Origin of the sequence: Acinetobacter sp. YH12239 (assembly GCF_013417635.1) — a bacterium.
In the GTDB taxonomy this organism is placed as follows: Bacteria; Pseudomonadota; Gammaproteobacteria; order Pseudomonadales; family Moraxellaceae; genus Acinetobacter.
The window spans coordinates 20,104-39,696 of sequence record NZ_VPDP01000021.1; the positions used below are offsets into that span (position 1 = coordinate 20,104).

Consider the following 19,593-nt stretch of genomic DNA (forward strand, 5'->3'; position numbering starts at 1 on the left):
TAGGAGGCGATATGTACAGTGTGAAAACAACGCCTTTGTACTATGGTAAGAGTCCTGCTCGTGGCGATTTTCTGAAAACCAAAGGACAGTATTCTCTGATTCAAGTGATTGATCAGTGGATTACTGAAGCGCTTGAAATGGCAATGAGAAATCCAAACTTCGATCAAAATTATCAAAGTTTGGCATCATTAGATTTCTTTATTGCCAATCCGCGTGAAAATATGTTCTTGGTTGCAAACTTAGTGACCAGCCAAGACAGCTCAGGTCGTCAGTTTCCTATGGTGTTGAGTCACTTATTGGAAGTGGATGCACCCTACCAAAATTTGCTCTATGCACCTTATAGCTATAAGCCAGTTTTGATTGACTTATTTCAAAGAAACCGAGTGATTCGTCAAATTCGAGATGCTGATGATTTAATCGAAAAACTGGCTCAGCTCAAAAAAGAAATTCAAGTTCTTGATGTAACTGAATCAACCGCTTTTTTTGAAAATCACACCATGCATTCGTTTGCACAAATGATGAAAATATCAGTCTATGAGCTTGCACAAAGCATGATTGGACTAGGTCTTTTACTCCAACCTGTATTAAAAAATGGAACGAGTAAACTGAATAAGGTGTTAATTTTACCGATTCACAACCCTAGTTTTTGTTATGAAATCGCAGCATTCTGGGTTAGTTTAATCGCAAGATTTTTGCCAAAACATAATACCGAAGTGTTAATTGGTATTCTTCATTCAGAACGTCCAGTTTTATTATTTGGCTTTCAGGGCGCAGATATTGAAGCATTAAGTGATATTTTCAATCAAAACTTAAGCTCTGAACATTGGGTTTCATTGGTACAAGCACAGTGGATTGATCGCTATTTGGAGCAAAATGCAGGTCTTGCTGCACTCGAGCAATCTTTGTGCGAACGACAGTTAAGTTTAAATCAAGGAATGAAATTATTCCGACAGACTTTTATAGAAGAATAATGATGAAGAAAACCTTATTAAAGATTTCACTGCTTAGTTCGATATTGAGTTTAAGTGTTATATCGTTTGCGAAAGAAATTATCGTTGAGGGAGTTGTTCCTAACGAGATGAGCAAACAGGCCATATTGAGTAAAATGAAAGTGGTCTATAGCCAAGACCAAATTATCGATAAAATTCAGGTTCGTCCTGTCACTGCACCCAATGGATGGAGTGATTCCGTAACCCAAGTCATTACACCTGATCTTAAAAAAGTTTCTCAAGGAAAATTGAGTGTAAAAGGAACACAAGTTGAGCTCACAGGTAAAGTCCTCAATCAAAATGATATCGTACCGACTCAAAATACATTTCAAAATTTAGTTGTGGCACCTTATCGCTTTAATGCACAGTTATCTGTGAATCATGCAGAACAAGCTATCATTGATAATGCTTTAAAAAATCGAATTATTGAATTTGCTTCTGGAAGTGCCACACTTTTACCAGCAGGCACACAAATTTTAGACGAAATGGTGGTTGCGCTAAACAAAGTTCAAGGCAAAAATGTCAAAATTATCGGACATACTGACAGTCAAGGTAATCCACAGAAAAACAAAGAATTGAGCTTGCAACGTGCGGATGCAGTAAAACAATATTTGATTGCGAAGAATATTTCACCTTCACGATTAAGTACAGCGGGTATGGGTGCTGATGAACCTGTTGCAGACAATGCAACGGAAGAGGGTCGTAAGAAAAATCGTCGCATCGAGTTTGAAGTTCAATAAAATATTATAAAAGGAACAAGTGTATGGCTTTCCCTTATATTACGATTGGCTCTCCAACCACTGGTGGTGGGCAGGTTATTTCAGCAAATAGTTCTTTCTTAATCGAAGGTAAGCCAGTTGCTTGTGTAGGGGATAAGGCCACCTGTCCTAAACATAAAACGGTGACGACAATTGTTGCGGGTGACAGCAAAATGGTTATTATGGGAAAACCCGCCGCACAGCATAATTCACCTTTGGCATGTGGATGCAAATGTATAGGGAATCAAAGTTTAACGGTTGGACAAAATTAGTTAATTCATTGCGATCTGTATCTAAAAAGAACCCTCTAATTTTAGAGGGTTCACTTTTTCAACTATAATTTTATCTCGATCAAAGTGTCTTCGGTATTTATAATCGCGCACCTATTGATGATCTGAAGATGATTTTTACGCACTTACATATTGCACAATTTTATCAAACGCAGATTTAAGCGCTTTGTCATCGAATTCATTGCCTTCGAATGTTTCATTGCGATTGCGTGAAAAAATATCGCGAATCTCAACCACGGCATTTGAGTCGACTAAACCTAATTGCGTAGCAACTTGACGGATTTGATCGATAGAGCGAGAGCCATTACTACCCCCATAACTGACATAAGCAGCAGGTTTTCCATTCCACTCTTTACCTAAATAGTCGAGTGCATTTTTAAGTGCAGGACTGTAACCATGATTATACTCAGGACTAATAAATATAAATGCATCACCTTTCGCGATTTGAGCAGCCCATTCTTGTTGCTTAGGTTGATCATATATACCCGTTAGTGGTGGATTTGCTCCAGCGAAAAACGGTAAATCCCATTCTTTTAAGTCCACAATTTCTGTCTGAATCGTGCTGTAGTTATATGATGAAATCGTGTTTTGAACCCAATTTGCAACTTTAATGGCTGTGCGGCCTTCTCGAACGCTTCCAACAATAATTTGAATATTCACCAAATTAATCCTTCTAACTGTTATCACACTGACTTTAAAATGTTTTTTTTAAAAAAGGTAGATCGAAAATGTATCTAAAAAAAGCGCCATAAGGCGCTTTTTTATGTACGAATCAGGCATTACATAATTTTGATGCCTTGCTGACCTGCTGGTGTTACTTTGAAAATTTCAACTTCAAAAGTAATATCTTTACCAGCAAGCGGATGGTTAAAGTCGACCTCAGTGATATCATCACCAACTGATTTAACCACACCATATAATGACTGCTTTGCTTTATCTTCAAACTCAATCATTTGACCTTCAGCAGGACGTTGCTCAAATTTAACAGTATCAAATTTTTGCACGTTCTCTTGGTTCCAAGGGCCAAAAGCATCTTCAGCAGGTAAACTTACTGTACGACGGTCCCCCGCACGTAAGCCAAATAAAGCTTTTTCAAAACCAGGCAATAAGCTGCCATCACCTATCACAAGGCTTACAGGTTCTTCGCGACTACGTGTATTATCAATTTCAACACCATTTTCAATGGCTACTGAAAAGTGTAAATGTACTTTTGAACCCGCTTCAATGCGAGTATCTTCATTTGGATTAATAAAATCAGTCATTTTGCGCTTCCGCACGTTGAATACGATGTTTCTCTAAGAAAAAAGTATCGATAAGCATTAAGATGGTACCTAAAGTAATGGCACTATCTGCAAGGTTAAAAGCAGGGAAGTGACTATTGTTGTAGTAGACATGAATAAAATCAACAACATAGCCTAAACTTACTCGATCAATAAGATTACCAATCGCCCCACCTAAGATGAGTGCGATGGCTAAAGGCAATACTTTCATGTTTTTTGGCATACGCATAATCCAAAACACAAAAATAACCGAGACAATTCCTGCAAGCGATGTAAAGAAATAACGTTGCCATCCACCGGCATCGGACAAGAAACTAAAGGCAGCGCCGTAGTTATGTAGTAATGTCCAATTTAAAAAAGGTAAAACAGGTACAGGGTCTGCATAAGTCAGATGTGTACTTGCTATCCATTTAGTCCATTGATCCAAAATAATGGCAACAATAGACAATCCTATCCACCACAAATTGTGGGGATAGAATTGGAATAAACCTTTTTTATTATTTTGTGGATTAGGCATATTTTCTCTCTTCGCCTTGACCTGTAGGGAGGTTAATAATACAACGACCACATAGTCCTGGATGTGATGGATGTGTATTCACATCAGGCAGAACATGCCAGCAACGAACGCATTTTTCGCCGTCAGCCGCTGAAACTTTCACGTTCAAGCCTTCAAGATCAGAAGCTTCACCTTGTGCTATATCAAAGGTATTCACAATCACTTGAGACGTAATCAGTACGAAACGAAGTTCGTCACCTAATTTGTCGAGCATAGATTTAAGCTCATCATTTGCCCAAAGCTCAACCTTCGCAGACAAGTTTGAACCTACAGTTTTCGCACCACGTGCTGCTTCGATAAACTTATTCACTGCTGATTTCACATTGATCAATGTTTGCCATTCAGTTTCTGATACGACATTGGCACTTGATGCAGTCGGAATATCATACCATTCAGCAGTGAAGACATATTTCTCAGTTTGACCGGGAATCAATGGCCAAGCTTCTTGTGCGGTGAACGTTAAAATAGGTGCCATCCAACGTACAAATGCTTGAACCAAATGGTACAACGCAGTTTGTGCAGAACGGCGTGCTTGAGAATCTGCTTTGGTGGTGTACTGACGGTCTTTGATAATGTCTAGGTAGAAACCACCTAAATCGTTGATACAGAAATTCGTTAGCGCACTTGTCACGATATGGAAGTTCATATCTTCGTACGCTTTCTGAATCGTTTCTTGCACTTCTGAAGCACGTTGCAAGATGTATTGATCAAGTGCAATCAGATCATCAATCGCTAAGCAATCAGTCGCAGGTTGGAAACCATTTAAGTTTGCTAGCAAGAAACGCAATGTGTTACGAATACGACGGTAACCGTCTGAGGCACGGTTAAAGATTTCTTTACCTGCGGTCATTTCATAACGGTAATCTGCAGATGCAATCCAGAAACGAAGGCCATCAGCACCCATATCTTTAATGATGTCTTGCGGTGTGATGACGTTACCGATCGATTTCGACATCTTACGGCCTTTCTCATCGACCACGAAGCCGTGTGTCAACAAGCCTTTATACGGTGCGCGTTCGTTGATTGCCATTGAAGTCAACAATGAAGATTGGAACCAACCACGGTGTTGGTCTGAACCTTCAAGGTACAAATCAGCAGGGTCTTGTAGCTCTTCACGTTCACGAAGAACTGCAAAGTGTGTTGTACCTGAATCGAACCATACGTCTAAAGTATCTCGAACAGCGTTATAGCAATCTGCATCATCACCGATGAATTCGCGTGCATCACGGTTATACCAACCATCAATACCTTCTTGCTCGATTAACTTCGCAACTTCTTCAATCAATTCAGGTGTACGAGGGTGTAACTCGTTAGTATCTTTATGAACGAAGAATGGAATTGGCACACCCCAAGTACGTTGGCGAGAGATACACCAATCTGGGCGACCTTCGATCATCGCTTGAATACGGTTTTTACCCCAATCTGGTACGAACTCAATATCATTTTCAATCGCGTTCAATGCACCTTGGCGTAGACCTTTGGCATCCATGCTGATGAACCATTGTGGTGTTGCACGGAAGATAATCGGTGTTTTATGGCGCCAGCAATGTGGGTAGCTATGTTTAATCACAACATGTGCCCAAAGTTTGCCTGCTTCAGTCAATGCTACAATAATTTTTGGATTGGCTTTGTAGATGTGCTCGCCTGCAAACAGTGGCGATGTTGGAAGATACACACCATTACCGCCAACAGGGTTTTCAACTTTCAAGTTGTACTGTAAGCCAACTTTATAGTCGTCCACACCATGACCCGGTGCAGTATGTACAGCACCTGTACCGCTACCGTCAGTCACGTGTTCGCCTAGAATCACAGGAACTTGGCGTTCAGCGATCAATGGGTGTTGCAGCACAAGGTTCTCAAGTTTAGAACCTGTGAATTCAGCAATGACTTCAAATGCAGTAAAACCATAACGCTGAGTAGCTGATTCAACCAATGATTTCGCAAGAATGAAGTTTTGAGGTACTTTGTCTTCACTTGTTGCTTTCACAAGTTGATACTCAAGCTCAGCATGTAAAGCGACTGCTTGGTTAGCAGGCATGGTCCAAGGCGTTGTGGTCCAGATCACGATGTCGGTACGATCAGCAATGTCTACACCCAAACGTGCAGAAAGGTCAGCTAAATCAACAACGCTGAAACCCACATCAATTGCGTCTGATTTTTTATCTTCGTATTCAACTTCAGCTTCAGCCAATGAGGAACCACAGTCTAAACACCAGTTGACGGGTTTAAGACCTGGTTCGATATGACCTGCTTTGGCAATAGCACCCAATGAACGCACGATGTCGGCTTCTTGTTTGAAGTTCATCGTTAAGTACGGATTGTCCCAATCACCAAACACGCCCATACGCACGAAGTCTTTCTTTTGCAGTTCAACTTGTGTGTAAGCATATTCACGGCAGGCTTTACGGAATGTAGAAGCATCTACTTTTACGCCGACTTTACCGACTTTTTCTTCAACTTTAAGTTCAATTGGAAGACCATGACAGTCCCAACCCGGTACGTATGGTGCATCAAAACCATCCATCACTCGGCTTTTAATGATGATGTCTTTTAAGACTTTGTTAACCGCATGACCTAAGTGAATTTGACCATTCGCATATGGAGGGCCGTCATGAAGCACATATTTTTTCTTGCCAATACGCGACGCACGAATCTGCTGATAAATGTTGTCGGCATACCACTCTTCTAACCATTTCGCTTCACGTACTGCGAGATTTGCTTTCATCGCAAAGTCAGTACCTGGGAGGTTTAGCGTGGCTTTATAGTCCACTGCATTTTCAGGAGTTTGCTTATCGCTCATGCAAGTTGTCTTCCAATTTAATCAGTCTAAAGCTGACGCGTTTTACAAAAATTAAGGAGTATTAATAAGGAAAGTTGGGGTTATTTCGGCGAAACTCAAGCAGTTGCTCAACATCATCATCGATCCCAGCTTTGAGTGCTTCTAGCGAAGGATAATTCTTTTCGCCATGAACAAAGTTCAAAAATGTTACCCGCATTAACAGGCCATACAGATTAGCAGAAACATCAGGGAAATGTACTTCTAATCGCCACTCTGGATGTTCCTGTTCGATGGCTGGTCGGGTGCCGACATGTCCTGCACCGAAAAGGGCTGTAGCCTTATAACCAGCAATACCTGGATATTCGGCATTTTCATTGCGAACTTTGTCTTTTAACGATTCTGTTTCACAAATCACTTCAACACCATAGATGCCATGCAAACAGGGCTTATGGCGGTTTAGACGAACATTGATAGTTGGAAAGTTAATGGTGCGACCGATTTGATCACCATATTGAACACGACCCGTAATGCTATACGGGCGACCAAGTAGCTCCGCAGCTTTTTTAAGGTCCCCTGTAGCCAAAGTTTGGCGAATTAAGGTGGAGCTAATACGCTCGCCATTCAGTTCAACGTTATCTAAATCGGTGACTTGAAAACCATAATCGCGCAAGAATTGGCTATTACCTTGACGGTTTTTCCCAAAATGATGGTCTTCACCGAGTACCAGACTTTGGGTATTCAGTTTGTATTTTAGAATATCAGCAAACTCTTCCGCACTTAAATTACGGAAAGTGTCATCAAATTTGGCAACAACAATATAGTCGATACCAAGTGCAGCCAAATGTTCCACTTTTTCACGTAATGAACTAATTCGTGGTGGTGCATCGTAACTTTTAAAATATTCTAAAGGCTGTGGCTCAAAAATCATCACCACAGTTTTTAAATCTTGTTGTTGTGCTATGTCTTTTAATTGCTGAACCATCGCCTGATGACCCAAATGAACACCATCAAAATTGCCAATGGTGACGGCAGTTTTGGGCAATTGAAAGTTGGGCGCTAAAGCATTCAGACGGAGTAGCTTCATGGGCGAAATGGTGACTAAAATTAATTTGGGCTATATATTGCCATATTCTCACAGTTTCGTCTTGTTGTTGTGTTTTTATTCAATACTTTTCTTATTCTAGATCAAGACGCTTGAGTCATTAGATCAAAGAAACTTTTATTTCGGGATATATTTTTGTCTAATGTATTCCATTCGAAATTTAATGAGTAAGTGATGTCTGATCTAGCCCTAATTATGGCCTTAGCAAGCGAATCTAAAGGATTATTCGAAGCTGAAAATATTGCAGTACATTACAGTGGTATTGGTAAGGTCAATGCAGCATTTAAAGCTTTTGAAGTGATTCAAAAAACGGGATGCACAACTTTGCTGAATTTAGGAACAGCAGGAAGTTCGCATTTTGATGCGCATTCCTTGGTTGAAGTAACAACATTTGTACAGCGAGATATGGATGTTTCACCGCTTGGCTTTGAAGTTGGTGTTACACCGATGGATCAGGAATTTCCCGCAGCGATTAACCTAGAGCCGTATTTTCAACATCTTCCCAAGGGCATTTGTGGGACTGGCGATAGCTTTGAAACTGGTGAACCTAAGGTGCCATGTCAGTTGGTTGATATGGAAGGATATGCGCTCGCCAAAGTATGTAAGAAACTTGGCGTTCGTTTGATTTCCGTGAAATACATTACAGATGGGGCAAACGACACCGCACATTTAGATTGGGAGGAGAACTTGTTGTTGGGCGCTCAAAAATTATTGGCTTTATATCAGAGTATGGAACACTAGATTTTGAAGATTTTGGCGACCATAGAAACTATGGTCGTATGCCAGAGATCAATCTCGAAGAGATTTAGAGAAACCAATTATGGTCGAGGTAAAATACCGTATAGCATCATATGGACTGTATGCTCAATGGTACGTTGATACATGGTGCGATTGCGCAAGGTTTTTCCCGTTACCATTTCAGTTTGGGTGCTAAAATCAGCATAGTTTTGTGTGATACCCCAAAGGTTAATAATTAAAACCTCAGCATCGATCTTGTCTGATATTTTGCCTTGCTCTTGCCACGTGGAAATGACTTTAGATTTGCGTTTGAAGAGTTTTTTTAATGGGCCTTTCAAAATTGGCAGGATATGTGGTGCGCCTTGGATAATTTCTAAAGCAAATAATTTTGATGCCTTATGTTGAGTACGAGAAACCTCAATCTTTTGCATGAGATATTGCGTGATCGCTTCAGCAGGCTCTAAATCAGCTTCCAACATTTGCAGTGGAGCTAACCATTTTTGCATGACAGTAGTCAGCACTTCGACATAGAGCGCTTCTTTATTTTCATAGTAATAGAAAATATTCGATTTGTGCATTTCCGCGAGTTGTGCAATTTCATCTAAGCTTGCACCACTAAAACCATACACAGAAAACACATCTAATGCAGCAGCTAAAAGCTGTTGACGTTTTTGCGTACTCTTCTTTTGTTCCATCTCGTCAGTAAATTATAAAAAGGAACCTCAAATTGTACGGCAAAACGTGCGATTTGTGCACAAGGATTAGGGCATTTGCAAAAGAATATGAAGAATAATTGTGTAGTTAAGTGATAAAACTAATAATAAGACACATGTACAATCTATTTGATAAACAAATACATATTACTCAGGTGGGAAATGCTGATCGAGAATATCTTTTAATTTAATTAAAAAAAGCCATTTACCAGTACGAAAAGTGTCTAATTTTCCGACGAAAATTAGACACTTCCATTTACCTTATTCAACAATTCAGAATGTCATATTTTGCATCGATTAGGTTGAAAGTACGGCTTCCAAAACTTGTTGTTCAAGCTCTGCAAATTTGACATTTTTTTGTCGCGGTCGTGGTAAATCTACTTTGAACTGATGTGCGATATGACCTTTATCGAGCAAAATAATACGATCTGCTAACTGAACTGCTTCACTGACATCATGTGTCACTAAGATGGTGGTGAAGCCTTGTTCTAACCATAGTTTCTCAATCAGATTTTGCATGTCTAAACGCGTAAGCGCATCTAAAGCCCCCAAAGGTTCATCAAGTAATAGTATTCGAGGGGTATGAGACAAGGCACGTGCTAGCGCTGCTCGTTGACGTTGTCCACCTGACAGTTGTGCAGGCCAAAGTTCAGATTTTTCATTTAAGCCAACTTTTTCCAATAATGCTTCAGCCTTATCATGCTGGGATTTATCTAATCCCAATTGCACATTTTTTAAAATGCTTTTCCATGGCAATAGGCGAGGATCTTGGAACATGACGCGGATGTCATCAGCGGTAATACCTTCGCGAAAGTTCAGTGCAGATTTAAATTTAATCTCACCATAACTCGGTTGTTCTAAATCCGCGATTAACCGTAACAACGTACTCTTACCACAGCCACTTCGACCTACAATGGCAACAAATTCACCAGGTTCTATATGTAGGTCTAAATCCTCTAATACTTTAATTTTGCCATAGAACTTGTGCAGTTGTTCAATATTGATTTCTGCACCGATCTTTTGTGGAGCTGATCTGGCATGATCTGGAATGACATGTTCATCAGCAAGATTTGAAATACTTAAATCAGTCATACGCATTCCTATTTTTGATAGCCTGGATGCCAGCGTAATAAATATTTTTCTAAGGCAACCGCGAGTACATCCGCTAATTTACCAAGTAGGGCATACAGTAGAATCCCAACTAAAACTACATCTGTTTGTAAAAATTCACGCGCATTCATGGTCATGTAGCCAATCCCAGCTTGTGCCGAGATGGTTTCAGCCACAATTAAAAGAACCCAAACTAAACCTAGTGCGAAGCGCAAACCAACTAAAATGGAAGGAAGAGCACCTGGTAAAATAATTTCTTTGTATAACTGCCAGCGTGTTAAACCATAACTCTTGCCCATCTCGATCAGCTGAGGATCTACAGATCGGATACCGTGATACGTATTGATATAAATTGGGAAAAACACGCCAATCGCGACCAAAAATAATTTGGCAGATTCGTCAATTCCAAACCATAGAATCACCAATGGAATTAAAGCTAAAGCTGGAATATTACGGATCATTTGTAGGGTCGTGTCGAGTAACGTAGAGGCGACTTTAGATGAGCCATTTAACAACCCTAAAAATAATCCTAAGCCCCCACCAATCAGCAAGCCAATCAGTGCACGTCCCGCACTGACTTGGACATGTGTCCACAGTTCACCACTGAGCAATAGATGCCAAAAAGCCAAAACCACTGCGGTTGGAGCAGGCAAGACGCGGCTTTCTAAAATGCCAGTGACTGATGCCAGTTGCCAAATCACAATAAGGAAAATGGGTACTAACCAAGGCAACAAACGTTGCCCCAGTTGTTTGGTTCCTCGAGAGAGAAAACCTTCAGCTTTAACCACCTTGGTTTTACTCAACACGATAGAATGCTTTTGAGTTTTATTTACCGCTGTTGTCATGCCGGCTCCTGAACCTGATCTCCTTTTTTATTTTCTTCAGGAGTGTAGTTATTCGCGACAATCTCACCAAAAGGTCCAGTCAGATTCGGTTGAGTCAGTTTTTTGCGTGTTTCTAATGGTAGAAGAGGGAATACCAATTCAGCAAAACGAATTGATTCTTCAAGGTGCGGATAACCTGAGAAAATAAAGGTATTAATGCCTAAATCTGCATATTCTTGGATACGTGCCGCCACAGTTTCAGGGTCACCTACTAATGCCGTGCCTGCCCCCCCACGGACGAGACCTACGCCAGCCCATAAGTTTGGTGAAACTTCAAGTTTCGAGCGATCTCCATTATGAAGTTCAGCCATACGACGTTGACCAACAGAGTCCATTTGTTTAAATTTTTTCTGTGCCGCAGCGATGGTTTCATCATCAACATACTGAATTAATTCTTCAGCAGCTCTCCATGCTTCCTCGTTGGTTTCGCGGACGATGACATGTAAACGAATACCGTAATCTAGGGTGCGACCTTTAGCTGCCGCCTTAGCGCGGACATTTTCAATTTTTTCTTTAACCGCTGCTGGAGGCTCTCCCCAAGTTAAATAGGTATCTACTTGATCAGTTGCCAGTTCAACAGCATCATCAGAAGAACCACCAAACCACAATGGTGGATAAGGTTTTTGCACGGGTGGATATAATAATTTTGCATCATCCACGCTTAGACGTTCACCATGGAACGTGAAGCTTTCACCCGTATGAGAGCGTTTTAAAATTTCGCGCCAAATCGTAGTATATTCAGTCGCAGTTTTATAACGCGTTTTATGATCTTCATAGACGCCGTCACCTTTTAACTCTTGCTCATCACCACCAGTGACCAAGTTCAATAGAACACGGCCATTTGAAAGACGGTCAAAGGTTGCTGCCATACGTGCAGCCAGTGCAGGAGTGGTTACCCCTGGACGCAAAGCAACGAGAAATTTAAGATTTTTAGTGGCATCAATTAAACTTGCGGCAGTCAACCATGGATCTTCACAAGAACGACCAGTCGGGATAAGCACACCTTCATAACCTAGATTATCCACCGCCACAGCGATTTGTTTCATGTAGGCATGGTCGACAACACGTCCGCCTTTGCTTGTACCTAGGTAGCGACTATCACCATGAGTAGGAATAAACCAGAAAATTTTCATTACTTAAGTCCTTAATATGAGTTACTTACCAGTCCATACGACTTGGTTAATTTGTATCGGTTTAGGAATGATTTTGAGCTCAGCAAAGCGATCAGCCAGTTGTTGCTGATCTGCAATGACTTTCGCGGTTAAAGGTGCTGCATAAGATGGACGAGGTCGGCGCTGAACAAAGGTTTGGCTCACATTCGGCTTTAAACCTGTTGTTTTGGCAAAAATCGTTGCTGTAGTTTTTAAGTTCTTTTGAACCCATTGATCAGCAAGATTAATCTGTTCAATGACACCTGAAATCGCTTGAGGATGTTTGTCGATAAACTTGCCTGAAGCGAGATAGAACGTGTAATTCGGGCTCAGCCCTTGTCCAGTGGTCAAAACTTTTGCTTTATCTTCAAGCTCAGCAGCAGCGTAATACGGGTCCCAAATGGCCCATGCATCAACGGCACCTTTTTGGAATGCTGCACGTGCATCAGCAGGACTTAACCAAATTGGTTTTACATCGCTCCATTGCAAACCTGCTTTTCGGACGGCTTGGACCAATAGATAATGTGAACTAGATCCACGATGTACTGCGACACGCTTGCCTTTGAGTTGTTTAAGCTGAGTAATGTTGGATTTTTTCGGCACTAAGATTGCTGAAGAAAGTGGCTTCGCCGCCTCATAAGCAATGTAATGCAAAGGTTTATTTCCTGCTTGCGCATAAACAGGGGGGGTATCACCTGTTGCACCAATATCCACTGAACCCACTGCAAGTGCTTCTAAAATTTGAGGACCACCAGGGAACTCATTCCATGTAATTTTGGCATTGGGAAATTCTTGCTCAAACAGTTTTTGCTGTTGAGCAATCACCAAATTTACGGAAGATTTTTGGAAGCCAATGCGTAATTCTTTCACTGAGGGATCAACAGCCCATGCAGCTGAGCAACCCAACATCGCACAGGCAAATAGCATCGTTGTCATTGAATGACTTGAGGTTTTAAACCAAGTGTGTGCTGTATTTGCTGATTGATATTGAGTCATGTTCATCACCTTTTCATGTTGTTATTTGGGTGTAGGCGCAATAATTGCGGCCTGAATATTGATTTTGTTTGGAATCAATTTCTGTTGATGGAATACATCGGCAACTTTTTGCTGATGTTGAGCAACTTCAGTACTAATTGGATAAACGCCGAAGCTCATACGTCCAATTGAGGTTTGAAGAATTTTGAAATCTAGACCTGTAGGCTTCACGAGTAGTTGAGCTGCTTCGTCTTTATTGGAAGCAATCCAATCTGATGCTTCATTAAGCTCTTGAACAACGGTTTGTATAATTTCAGGATTCTGTTCAACGAACTTACGATCAGCCATATAGAACTGGTAGTTATTGGCATTCCCTTCGCCAGAAGCGAGAACACGTGCGCCGATTTGATGCTCTGCTGCTGCAAAGAACGGATCCCAGATTACCCATGCATCGACTGCACCGCGCTCAAATGCTGCGCGAGCATCCGATGGTGGTAGGTAAACCACTTCAATATCATCAAGCGTCAAATGATTCTTTTCTAAGATCTTCAAGAGAAGATAATGAACGTTAGAACCTTTGTTTAACGCTACACGCTTACCTTTAAGTTGTTGAATATCTGTGATGTTCGAATTTTTTTGAACAATCAACGCTTCAGCGCGTGGAGTCGCAGGTTGATTTGCGACATAAACCAAATTTGAATTCGCTGCTTGGGCAAAAATAGGGGGTGCTTCACCGACTTCACCAAATGAAACACTGCCGACATTCAAACCTTCTAACAGTTGTGGTCCACCTGGGAACTCTACCCATTTCACTTGAATATTTTGATCCTTCAAAGCGGCTTCTAATTCACCACGTTCTTTAATCACGGGCAGTAAGCCATACTTTTGATAACCGATATTTAACACTTGGGTTTTATCTTCTTTTTTTGAGTCGCAACCAGTGAGTAGCAAAGCACCTGTTAACGCAGAAGACAAAATGAGTGTTTTTTTCCAAAGATTAGCGTTAAAGCTGCTCATATTGAAAATCCTGAAAACTTAAAAATAAAAAAAATCAAAAAAATAAATGCGTCATCTAACGCGCCTAAGTTAATGAATTTTCTATTTCGTAAAAAATAAGAATTCAGGAATTCCTAATGAATAAAAAAGATAAAATTAAAGGAGAAAAAAATATCTAAAAAAATGCAAAAGGCTCAATCTAAGAATAACGATATTTTTGTTTCTAAGTTTATGAAATATATAAATATATATTAAAATATTAAATTGTGATAAGGATATGATTTGTATGAATATATCGAATGATTGAGAAGATAGTTCACCTAGGAATATCGATATATAAAAGAAAGATAAAGCAGTTCATGAGGGTGCAATAAAAAAGCCACTTTAGAGTGGCTTTTTACAAACAATTGAGTTTCTTTGGAAATTATAAAGTGCCTGACGCGCCTGTGGTAAGTCATCCACCGATGCTTTGACAAACCCTTGTTCCAAAAACCAATGTGCGGTTCGTGTCGTAAGAATAAATAACTGTTGGATATTAGACTTTTTTGCTTTCTCTTCTAAATAGTGCAAGATTTGGCTACCACGATTTGATTTGCGGTAACTTGGATGTACCGCCACACAGGCTATTTCTGCAGAACGAATTTCATTTGACTCAGTTGGTATTGGATATAATGCTGCACAAGCCAGAACCATACCGTCACGTTCAATCACAGCGAAATGATCAATTTCATTTTCTAAGCGTTCTCTAGAGCGGTATACCAAAATGCCTTCTTGTTCTAATGGGCGTAATAAACTGATTAATCCACCGACATCCTGAATCGTCGCTGTGCGGACTTCTTCATAATGTGCATCGGTGATCATCGTGCCATGCCCATCACGAGTAAATAATTCTTCGATTAATGCACCATCATGTTCATATGACAATAAATGAACGCGGTTAACGCCATTTAAAGAGGCTTCCTTGGCATTTTGTAAATGCAATGCCAATTCATAATTTTGCTCTAAAGCAACGTCAATATGTTGATCTAGCTGATGCGGGGTCACTTCGCGCAACAACTGCTGTGGGCTTTGCATTAAACCTTGTTCGGAACCGAGAAAAATGAGTTTATCGGCACCGAGTTGGATAGCTGTTTTGGTCGCCACTTCTTCAGCAAGCAAGTTATAGACTTCACCAGTGGTTGAATAACCTGAGGGGCCAAGCAATACAATATTGTGATTGTCCAAATGCTTTTGAATCGCATCTGCATCGACTGAACGCACTTCACCGGTAAGTTGAAAATCGATACCGTTACGAATGCCATAAGGTTTAGCTGTTATAAAATTACCAGATACCACATCAATGCGAGCACCATACATGGGTGAGTTTGCAAGTCCCATAGACAATAAGGCTTCGATTTGTAAACGTATTGAGCCTACGGCAGACATGACCGCACCTAATGAATCACGTGTTGTTACTCTACGATGATTATGAAAAGGGCTATCTAAATTCTTCTCAGCAAGATTTGCACTGATTTGTGGTCTTGCTCCATGAACCAGAATGAGTCGAATGCCGAGAGAATGTAAAAGGGCAATATCATGAATAATATGTTGAAAATTTGGTGATTGAACTGCTTCCCCACCAAACATCAAAACAAAGGTTTTATTACGATGGGCGTTGATATACGGCGCTGAGTTTCGGAACCAATGCACATATTGCTGTGTCATATTTTGAGTTGTATCTATTGAGTCCGATTGCATGCATGTACCGATAGAAGCGAGAAGTGGTCATCAGATTCTAAACAAAAAAATGATTTTCCACACCTGCATTAAAATAAAGACATAAAAAAGCCCAAATTGAGTTTGGGCTGAGTGCAGGGAAGATCAATTTGAGAGGATCTAGGAATAAGCTTATCCGATGATACGCACGATGCGATCTGTACGCTCATTCACTAAGACATAGTCACCATTAATTTTGTACCACTGCTGGTTACGCGCCGCTTTAGGTAGATTCTTCGCTTGACGATCACTTAACTCAAATTTTGAAGAGTTGAATTGACGTGGTAACTGTTGACCTACTCGCCATTGACGGCTTGGATTTACATTTTGGAAGCCACGATTTTGTTCATAGCGGTCATGTTGATATTTCGCAGGCTGACCTTTATTCCAATGCGCTGGTGGTGGAGTTGGTTTTGAATAGTGACGGCCATCGTCATGTGGACCAGCCATCGCAGATGTTGCCAATAAACCACTCATTGCTAATGTAAGTACTGATACTAACTTTTTCATGTGGGATACCTCTAACTTTGTTATTTATCCGATATCGCTAAAGTACAAAATGATTTGAGATAAACCGTGGAGAGATATAGTCAATTTGTGAAATGTATGAAGAAGTGATGAAGATGAATGATTAGGATTGCACTCAACAAAAAACCCGACATAAAGTCGGGTCGATTTACACGTCAAAATTAATCTTGCTGGATTTTCAAAATACTATTGCTGTTTGAATCCACCAGAATAAAGTCATTATTCACTTTGTACCATTGTTGGTTTTTACCAGGTTTTGGTAGGTTATGATCTTTATATTCGGTTTTATAACTATTGCCACGATAGTGTTGAGGCATGACGTAGCCAGTTTGCCATTTATGTTGACGTAAACGTTTTACGCCACGCTCTTCTCTGTTTTTACGACGATCTTGGAACTCTTGATCTGATGAAGCATCATATTGAGTACGTTGCTCAAATCCTTTACCGCGTTCACGTGAACCTTTATCTTGGTAGTCATCAGAGTAAGGAGCAGCATTGGCAATATTTGCTGTAAATATTGCACTTAAAGATAATGTCAAAACTGTCATAATCTTTTTCATATTCCGCCCTCGTTGACCTTATAAATTGGGGTTCACACTAATGTACTGAAAAAATGCAGAGAAACTGTGAAGATAGAATGTAATTTAGATTAAAAATAACGAGATAATAAGAACATATTTTAATAGGAATGAAAATAGAAACCGATGCTTTAGCTGAGTAATCGTTGCTTTGAGCAATTTTAAATTTTGAATCCTAATATGATTTTTAAATTGTAAATATTTTAATAACACAGAAGATGATCTTCCTTTAAATGTGAAAATCATCTGATCCGTTTCATCTCAGTGCCACTGATTATGATATTCCTGCAATTGTTGAATGGCTTCGATAATGATCCACGCAGTTTCGGCATGATCTAAACCTTGAACTAATGAAGCATCCAACTGTAACTGTTCGATCGTTTGGATCGTTGATAATTTTCGAGCTTGGTCTGCCATATTATTTCCTTATAAAAGTGTTGAATTTCATGGCATTGATCATAGTTAAAATTTATAAATATAAAAAACCGAATATTTTTCTCAATTTAATCTGATTATTCGATTAAAGTTCAAATCAAATGCTTAGAAGACAGCATAATTTTTTATATCGATAAACTTAGCGTATGTATAGACTTTTGTTATAGTAAGAACAATTTTAAAGCAACACTAGGAATAGGTTATGTCTGTCGCTCCGCGTATTGGGATTTTAGGTGCTGGTGGCCGTATGGGTCGTACATTGATTCAAGCAGTTCAAGATGCCGGTTATCAATTAGCAGCAGCGGTAGAGCGTCCAGGCAGTAGCCTTATTGGCGCTGATGCAGGCGAATTAGCGGGTATTGGTACACTTGGTGTGAAAGTCGTGGGTGATATCCAAGATGTTTTAAATGATTGCGATGTATTTATTGATTTTACTGCACCAGTTGCAACTGAACAGCATTTGAAACTGTGCCGTGAGGCTGGTGTTGCATTAGTGATCGGTACGACGGGAATGAACGATGAGCAAAAAGCATTTTTAGATGAAAGTGCAACGATTGCTCCTGTAGTGTACGCAGCAAACTACTCCGTAGGCGTGAACGTATCCATTAAACTTTTAGAATTAGCATCTAAAGTCTTTGGTGACAGTGTCGATATTGAAGTGATCGAAGCACATCACCGTCATAAAGTAGATGCGCCATCAGGTACTGCTTTAATGATGGGTGAGGCGATTGCTGATGCATTAGGTCGTGATTTGAAGCAAGATGCTGTGTATCACCGTGAAGGACATACTGGTCCTCGTGAACGTCAAAGCATTGGTTTCCAAACCATTCGTGGTGGCGATATTGTGGGTGAACATACGGTAATGTTTATTGGTGAAGGTGAACGTGTAGAAATCACACATAAAGCCACGAATCGCATGAATTTTGCTGCAGGTGCAGTACGTGCAGCTGCTTGGGTTGTAGGTAAAGCACCGAAAAAATATGACATGAAAGACGTTTTAGGCTTCAACGATATCAAAGTTTAAGTTTAAAAAAACTGCGTGATCATCTAAATAATAATGTTAAATATGAAGAATAAAAATGAAGAAAATTTCTATGATCTGCTTGCTTGTCAGTGCCATTGGCCTGACAAGCCAAGTTCAAGCCAATGAAGCCTCACGACTCACCATTAACAAAAACAATATTAAGGTGTGGACGATACAAAATCCTGATCATCCTGTGTTGTCCTATCGTGCTGAAACAGTAGTGGATGCTTCACTCGAAAGAGCAGTTGCAATTGTTTTAGATGTAGAAAATGCAAAATCATGGGTACCCAATGTCGGTTCAGCACAGGTGATTTCTCAAGATTTGAAGCAAGGTGAATTTAAACTCTACATGGTGTTAGATTTTCCATTTCCTTTGAAAGATCGAGACCTGATTGTGCAAGGGAAAATGTATAAGGACTCAAAAGGTATTATTCATATTAAGAATAAAGCTTCGCAAACGGGAAAATCGAAGAATCCTCAGTATATTCGGCTGCAACACTATGTTGGAGACTGGAGCTTTGAACAGATTGGACCGAATAAGGTGAAGGTCAGTACTTCAGGATATGCGGATCCAGAAGGTGCAATTCCACAAAGTGTGACCAATATGTTTGTACAACAGCAGCCTTATCAAATGTTGCAAAAAATGAAAACTGAATTAGCAAAATCTCAATCTGCGCAGATACCGTTACCAGATATTTTGAAATAATGAGTTTAAATTAGGCATTTAATCATTTTTCAAAGTGTAAGCTGTAAATTGCTTTAACTCTGCTGCTTGAGGCAAATGAAAACTCAAAATTGGTTGCTTTGTCTTAGATGCCTGATCCAAGAGGTGGTCCCACTTGTTTGAACAACTAAAAGCTTATTTATAAGTGATACTCTGCTCTAGTTAAGCTACCTTATTTTGTTGTGGTAGCTGGTCATAGTAAAACTCATCTGGAGTCATTTTGTCCAG

Annotated in this window: 21 protein-coding genes; 6 read left to right on the top strand and 15 right to left on the bottom strand. The window is 40.1% G+C overall.

The window, feature by feature from the left end; all coding sequences use genetic code 11:
• Positions 1-11: 11 nt before the first annotated feature.
• The 3 genes from tagF to FTV17_RS13545 are packed head-to-tail and all read left to right on the top strand — an operon-like array spanning position 12 to position 2,019.
• Complete coding sequence (tagF, locus tag FTV17_RS13535; protein ID WP_092766605.1) at positions 12-971, top strand: type VI secretion system-associated protein TagF; 960 nt, start codon at positions 12-14, stop codon at positions 969-971.
• Entirely contained in the window at positions 971-1,729 is a 759-nt protein-coding gene (locus tag FTV17_RS13540; RefSeq protein ID WP_373687212.1) for an OmpA family protein, read from the top strand. The genes tagF and FTV17_RS13540 overlap by 1 nt, the downstream gene beginning before the upstream one ends.
• 23 nt (positions 1,730-1,752) lie before the next feature.
• Positions 1,753-2,019, top strand: a complete 267-nt coding sequence (locus tag FTV17_RS13545) for a PAAR domain-containing protein (protein ID WP_092766603.1) — start codon at positions 1,753-1,755, stop codon at positions 2,017-2,019.
• A 135-nt stretch (positions 2,020-2,154) separates the two neighbouring features.
• On the opposite strand, the gene FTV17_RS13550 is transcribed toward FTV17_RS13545, so the two are convergent.
• The 5 genes from FTV17_RS13550 to ribF form a co-directional block, all read right to left on the bottom strand.
• Positions 2,155-2,697, bottom strand: coding sequence for an NAD(P)H-dependent oxidoreductase (locus tag FTV17_RS13550; protein ID WP_180000321.1), 543 nt, complete (start codon positions 2,695-2,697; stop codon positions 2,155-2,157).
• A gap of 119 nt (positions 2,698-2,816) precedes the next feature.
• Positions 2,817-3,299, bottom strand: coding sequence for a peptidylprolyl isomerase (locus FTV17_RS13555; RefSeq protein WP_035270560.1), 483 nt, complete (start codon positions 3,297-3,299; stop codon positions 2,817-2,819).
• A complete protein-coding gene (lspA, locus tag FTV17_RS13560; protein ID WP_035270556.1) occupies positions 3,292-3,834 on the bottom strand; it encodes a signal peptidase II in 543 nt (180 codons plus the stop codon). The genes FTV17_RS13555 and lspA overlap by 8 nt, the downstream gene beginning before the upstream one ends.
• A complete protein-coding gene (gene ileS, locus FTV17_RS13565; protein ID WP_180000323.1) occupies positions 3,827-6,673 on the bottom strand; it encodes an isoleucine--tRNA ligase in 2,847 nt (948 codons plus the stop codon). The genes lspA and ileS overlap by 8 nt, the downstream gene beginning before the upstream one ends.
• 61 nt (positions 6,674-6,734) lie before the next feature.
• The gene (gene ribF, locus FTV17_RS13570) at positions 6,735-7,736 is read right to left on the bottom strand and encodes a riboflavin biosynthesis protein RibF (protein ID WP_180000325.1); all 1,002 of its coding nucleotides are present in this window, start codon (positions 7,734-7,736) and stop codon (positions 6,735-6,737) included.
• A gap of 189 nt (positions 7,737-7,925) precedes the next feature.
• Here ribF and FTV17_RS13575 point away from each other — a divergent pair, with 189 nt between their 5' ends.
• Entirely contained in the window at positions 7,926-8,495 is a 570-nt protein-coding gene (locus FTV17_RS13575) for a 5'-nucleosidase (protein ID WP_171076810.1), read from the top strand.
• A 77-nt stretch (positions 8,496-8,572) separates the two neighbouring features.
• Here the strand turns inward: FTV17_RS13575 and FTV17_RS13580 are convergent, their stop codons facing one another.
• The 10 genes from FTV17_RS13580 to FTV17_RS13625 all read right to left on the bottom strand — a co-directional run bounded on the left by FTV17_RS13580 (position 8,573) and on the right by FTV17_RS13625 (position 17,599).
• A complete protein-coding gene (locus FTV17_RS13580; RefSeq protein ID WP_035264923.1) occupies positions 8,573-9,187 on the bottom strand; it encodes a TetR/AcrR family transcriptional regulator in 615 nt (204 codons plus the stop codon).
• Between the two features lie 315 nt (positions 9,188-9,502).
• Positions 9,503-10,297 carry an ABC transporter ATP-binding protein gene (locus FTV17_RS13585; RefSeq protein ID WP_180000327.1) on the bottom strand — a complete coding sequence of 265 codons (795 nt, stop codon included), beginning with the start codon at positions 10,295-10,297 and terminating at the stop codon, positions 9,503-9,505.
• A gap of 8 nt (positions 10,298-10,305) precedes the next feature.
• The gene (gene ssuC, locus FTV17_RS13590; protein WP_180000343.1) at positions 10,306-11,103 is read right to left on the bottom strand and encodes an aliphatic sulfonate ABC transporter permease SsuC; all 798 of its coding nucleotides are present in this window, start codon (positions 11,101-11,103) and stop codon (positions 10,306-10,308) included.
• A 53-nt stretch (positions 11,104-11,156) separates the two neighbouring features.
• Positions 11,157-12,332, bottom strand: a complete 1,176-nt coding sequence (ssuD, locus tag FTV17_RS13595) for an FMNH2-dependent alkanesulfonate monooxygenase (RefSeq protein WP_180000329.1) — start codon at positions 12,330-12,332, stop codon at positions 11,157-11,159.
• A gap of 21 nt (positions 12,333-12,353) precedes the next feature.
• On the bottom strand, positions 12,354-13,286 hold the full coding sequence (locus tag FTV17_RS13600) for a sulfonate ABC transporter substrate-binding protein (RefSeq protein WP_257219958.1): 933 nt from the start codon (positions 13,284-13,286) through the stop codon (positions 12,354-12,356).
• Positions 13,287-13,367: 81 nt separating this feature from the next.
• Positions 13,368-14,342 carry a sulfonate ABC transporter substrate-binding protein gene (locus FTV17_RS13605; RefSeq protein WP_180000333.1) on the bottom strand — a complete coding sequence of 325 codons (975 nt, stop codon included), beginning with the start codon at positions 14,340-14,342 and terminating at the stop codon, positions 13,368-13,370.
• A 363-nt stretch (positions 14,343-14,705) separates the two neighbouring features.
• Positions 14,706-16,058, bottom strand: a complete 1,353-nt coding sequence (gene argA, locus FTV17_RS13610; RefSeq protein ID WP_035264904.1) for an amino-acid N-acetyltransferase — start codon at positions 16,056-16,058, stop codon at positions 14,706-14,708.
• A gap of 150 nt (positions 16,059-16,208) precedes the next feature.
• The gene (locus tag FTV17_RS13615; RefSeq protein WP_180000335.1) at positions 16,209-16,586 is read right to left on the bottom strand and encodes an RcnB family protein; all 378 of its coding nucleotides are present in this window, start codon (positions 16,584-16,586) and stop codon (positions 16,209-16,211) included.
• A gap of 179 nt (positions 16,587-16,765) precedes the next feature.
• Positions 16,766-17,164, bottom strand: coding sequence for an RcnB family protein (locus tag FTV17_RS13620; RefSeq protein WP_180000337.1), 399 nt, complete (start codon positions 17,162-17,164; stop codon positions 16,766-16,768).
• Positions 17,165-17,443: 279 nt separating this feature from the next.
• Positions 17,444-17,599, bottom strand: coding sequence for a hypothetical protein (locus tag FTV17_RS13625; RefSeq protein WP_171076739.1), 156 nt, complete (start codon positions 17,597-17,599; stop codon positions 17,444-17,446).
• A 220-nt stretch (positions 17,600-17,819) separates the two neighbouring features.
• Here FTV17_RS13625 and dapB point away from each other — a divergent pair, with 220 nt between their 5' ends.
• Positions 17,820-18,641 carry a 4-hydroxy-tetrahydrodipicolinate reductase gene (gene dapB, locus FTV17_RS13630; RefSeq protein ID WP_035264896.1) on the top strand — a complete coding sequence of 274 codons (822 nt, stop codon included), beginning with the start codon at positions 17,820-17,822 and terminating at the stop codon, positions 18,639-18,641.
• Positions 18,642-18,696: 55 nt separating this feature from the next.
• Positions 18,697-19,347 (top strand): START domain-containing protein, encoded by a 651-nt coding sequence (locus FTV17_RS13635; protein ID WP_180000339.1) that lies wholly within the window; start codon positions 18,697-18,699, stop codon positions 19,345-19,347.
• Positions 19,348-19,593 lie beyond the last annotated feature (246 nt).

Coding starts and splice junctions, on each gene's coding strand:
- ssuD (WP_180000329.1), bottom strand. CDS start 12,332: ATGAAAATTTTCTGGTTTATTCCTACTCATGGTGATAGTCGCTACCTA.
- lspA (WP_035270556.1), bottom strand. CDS start 3,834: ATGCCTAATCCACAAAATAATAAAAAAGGTTTATTCCAATTCTATCCC.
- ileS (WP_180000323.1), bottom strand. CDS start 6,673: ATGAGCGATAAGCAAACTCCTGAAAATGCAGTGGACTATAAAGCCACG.
- ribF (WP_180000325.1), bottom strand. CDS start 7,736: ATGAAGCTACTCCGTCTGAATGCTTTAGCGCCCAACTTTCAATTGCCC.
- FTV17_RS13620 (WP_180000337.1), bottom strand. CDS start 17,164: ATGAAAAAGATTATGACAGTTTTGACATTATCTTTAAGTGCAATATTT.
- FTV17_RS13600 (WP_257219958.1), bottom strand. CDS start 13,286: ATGACAACGATGCTATTTGCCTGTGCGATGTTGGGTTGCTCAGCTGCA.
- FTV17_RS13585 (WP_180000327.1), bottom strand. CDS start 10,297: ATGACTGATTTAAGTATTTCAAATCTTGCTGATGAACATGTCATTCCA.
- dapB (WP_035264896.1), top strand. CDS start 17,820: ATGTCTGTCGCTCCGCGTATTGGGATTTTAGGTGCTGGTGGCCGTATG.
- FTV17_RS13555 (WP_035270560.1), bottom strand. CDS start 3,299: ATGACTGATTTTATTAATCCAAATGAAGATACTCGCATTGAAGCGGGT.
- FTV17_RS13545 (WP_092766603.1), top strand. CDS start 1,753: ATGGCTTTCCCTTATATTACGATTGGCTCTCCAACCACTGGTGGTGGG.
- argA (WP_035264904.1), bottom strand. CDS start 16,058: ATGCAATCGGACTCAATAGATACAACTCAAAATATGACACAGCAATAT.
- FTV17_RS13580 (WP_035264923.1), bottom strand. CDS start 9,187: ATGGAACAAAAGAAGAGTACGCAAAAACGTCAACAGCTTTTAGCTGCT.
- tagF (WP_092766605.1), top strand. CDS start 12: ATGTACAGTGTGAAAACAACGCCTTTGTACTATGGTAAGAGTCCTGCT.
- FTV17_RS13540 (WP_373687212.1), top strand. CDS start 971: ATGATGAAGAAAACCTTATTAAAGATTTCACTGCTTAGTTCGATATTG.
- FTV17_RS13615 (WP_180000335.1), bottom strand. CDS start 16,586: ATGAAAAAGTTAGTATCAGTACTTACATTAGCAATGAGTGGTTTATTG.
- FTV17_RS13625 (WP_171076739.1), bottom strand. CDS start 17,599: ATGGCAGACCAAGCTCGAAAATTATCAACGATCCAAACGATCGAACAG.
- FTV17_RS13635 (WP_180000339.1), top strand. CDS start 18,697: ATGAAGAAAATTTCTATGATCTGCTTGCTTGTCAGTGCCATTGGCCTG.
- FTV17_RS13605 (WP_180000333.1), bottom strand. CDS start 14,342: ATGAGCAGCTTTAACGCTAATCTTTGGAAAAAAACACTCATTTTGTCT.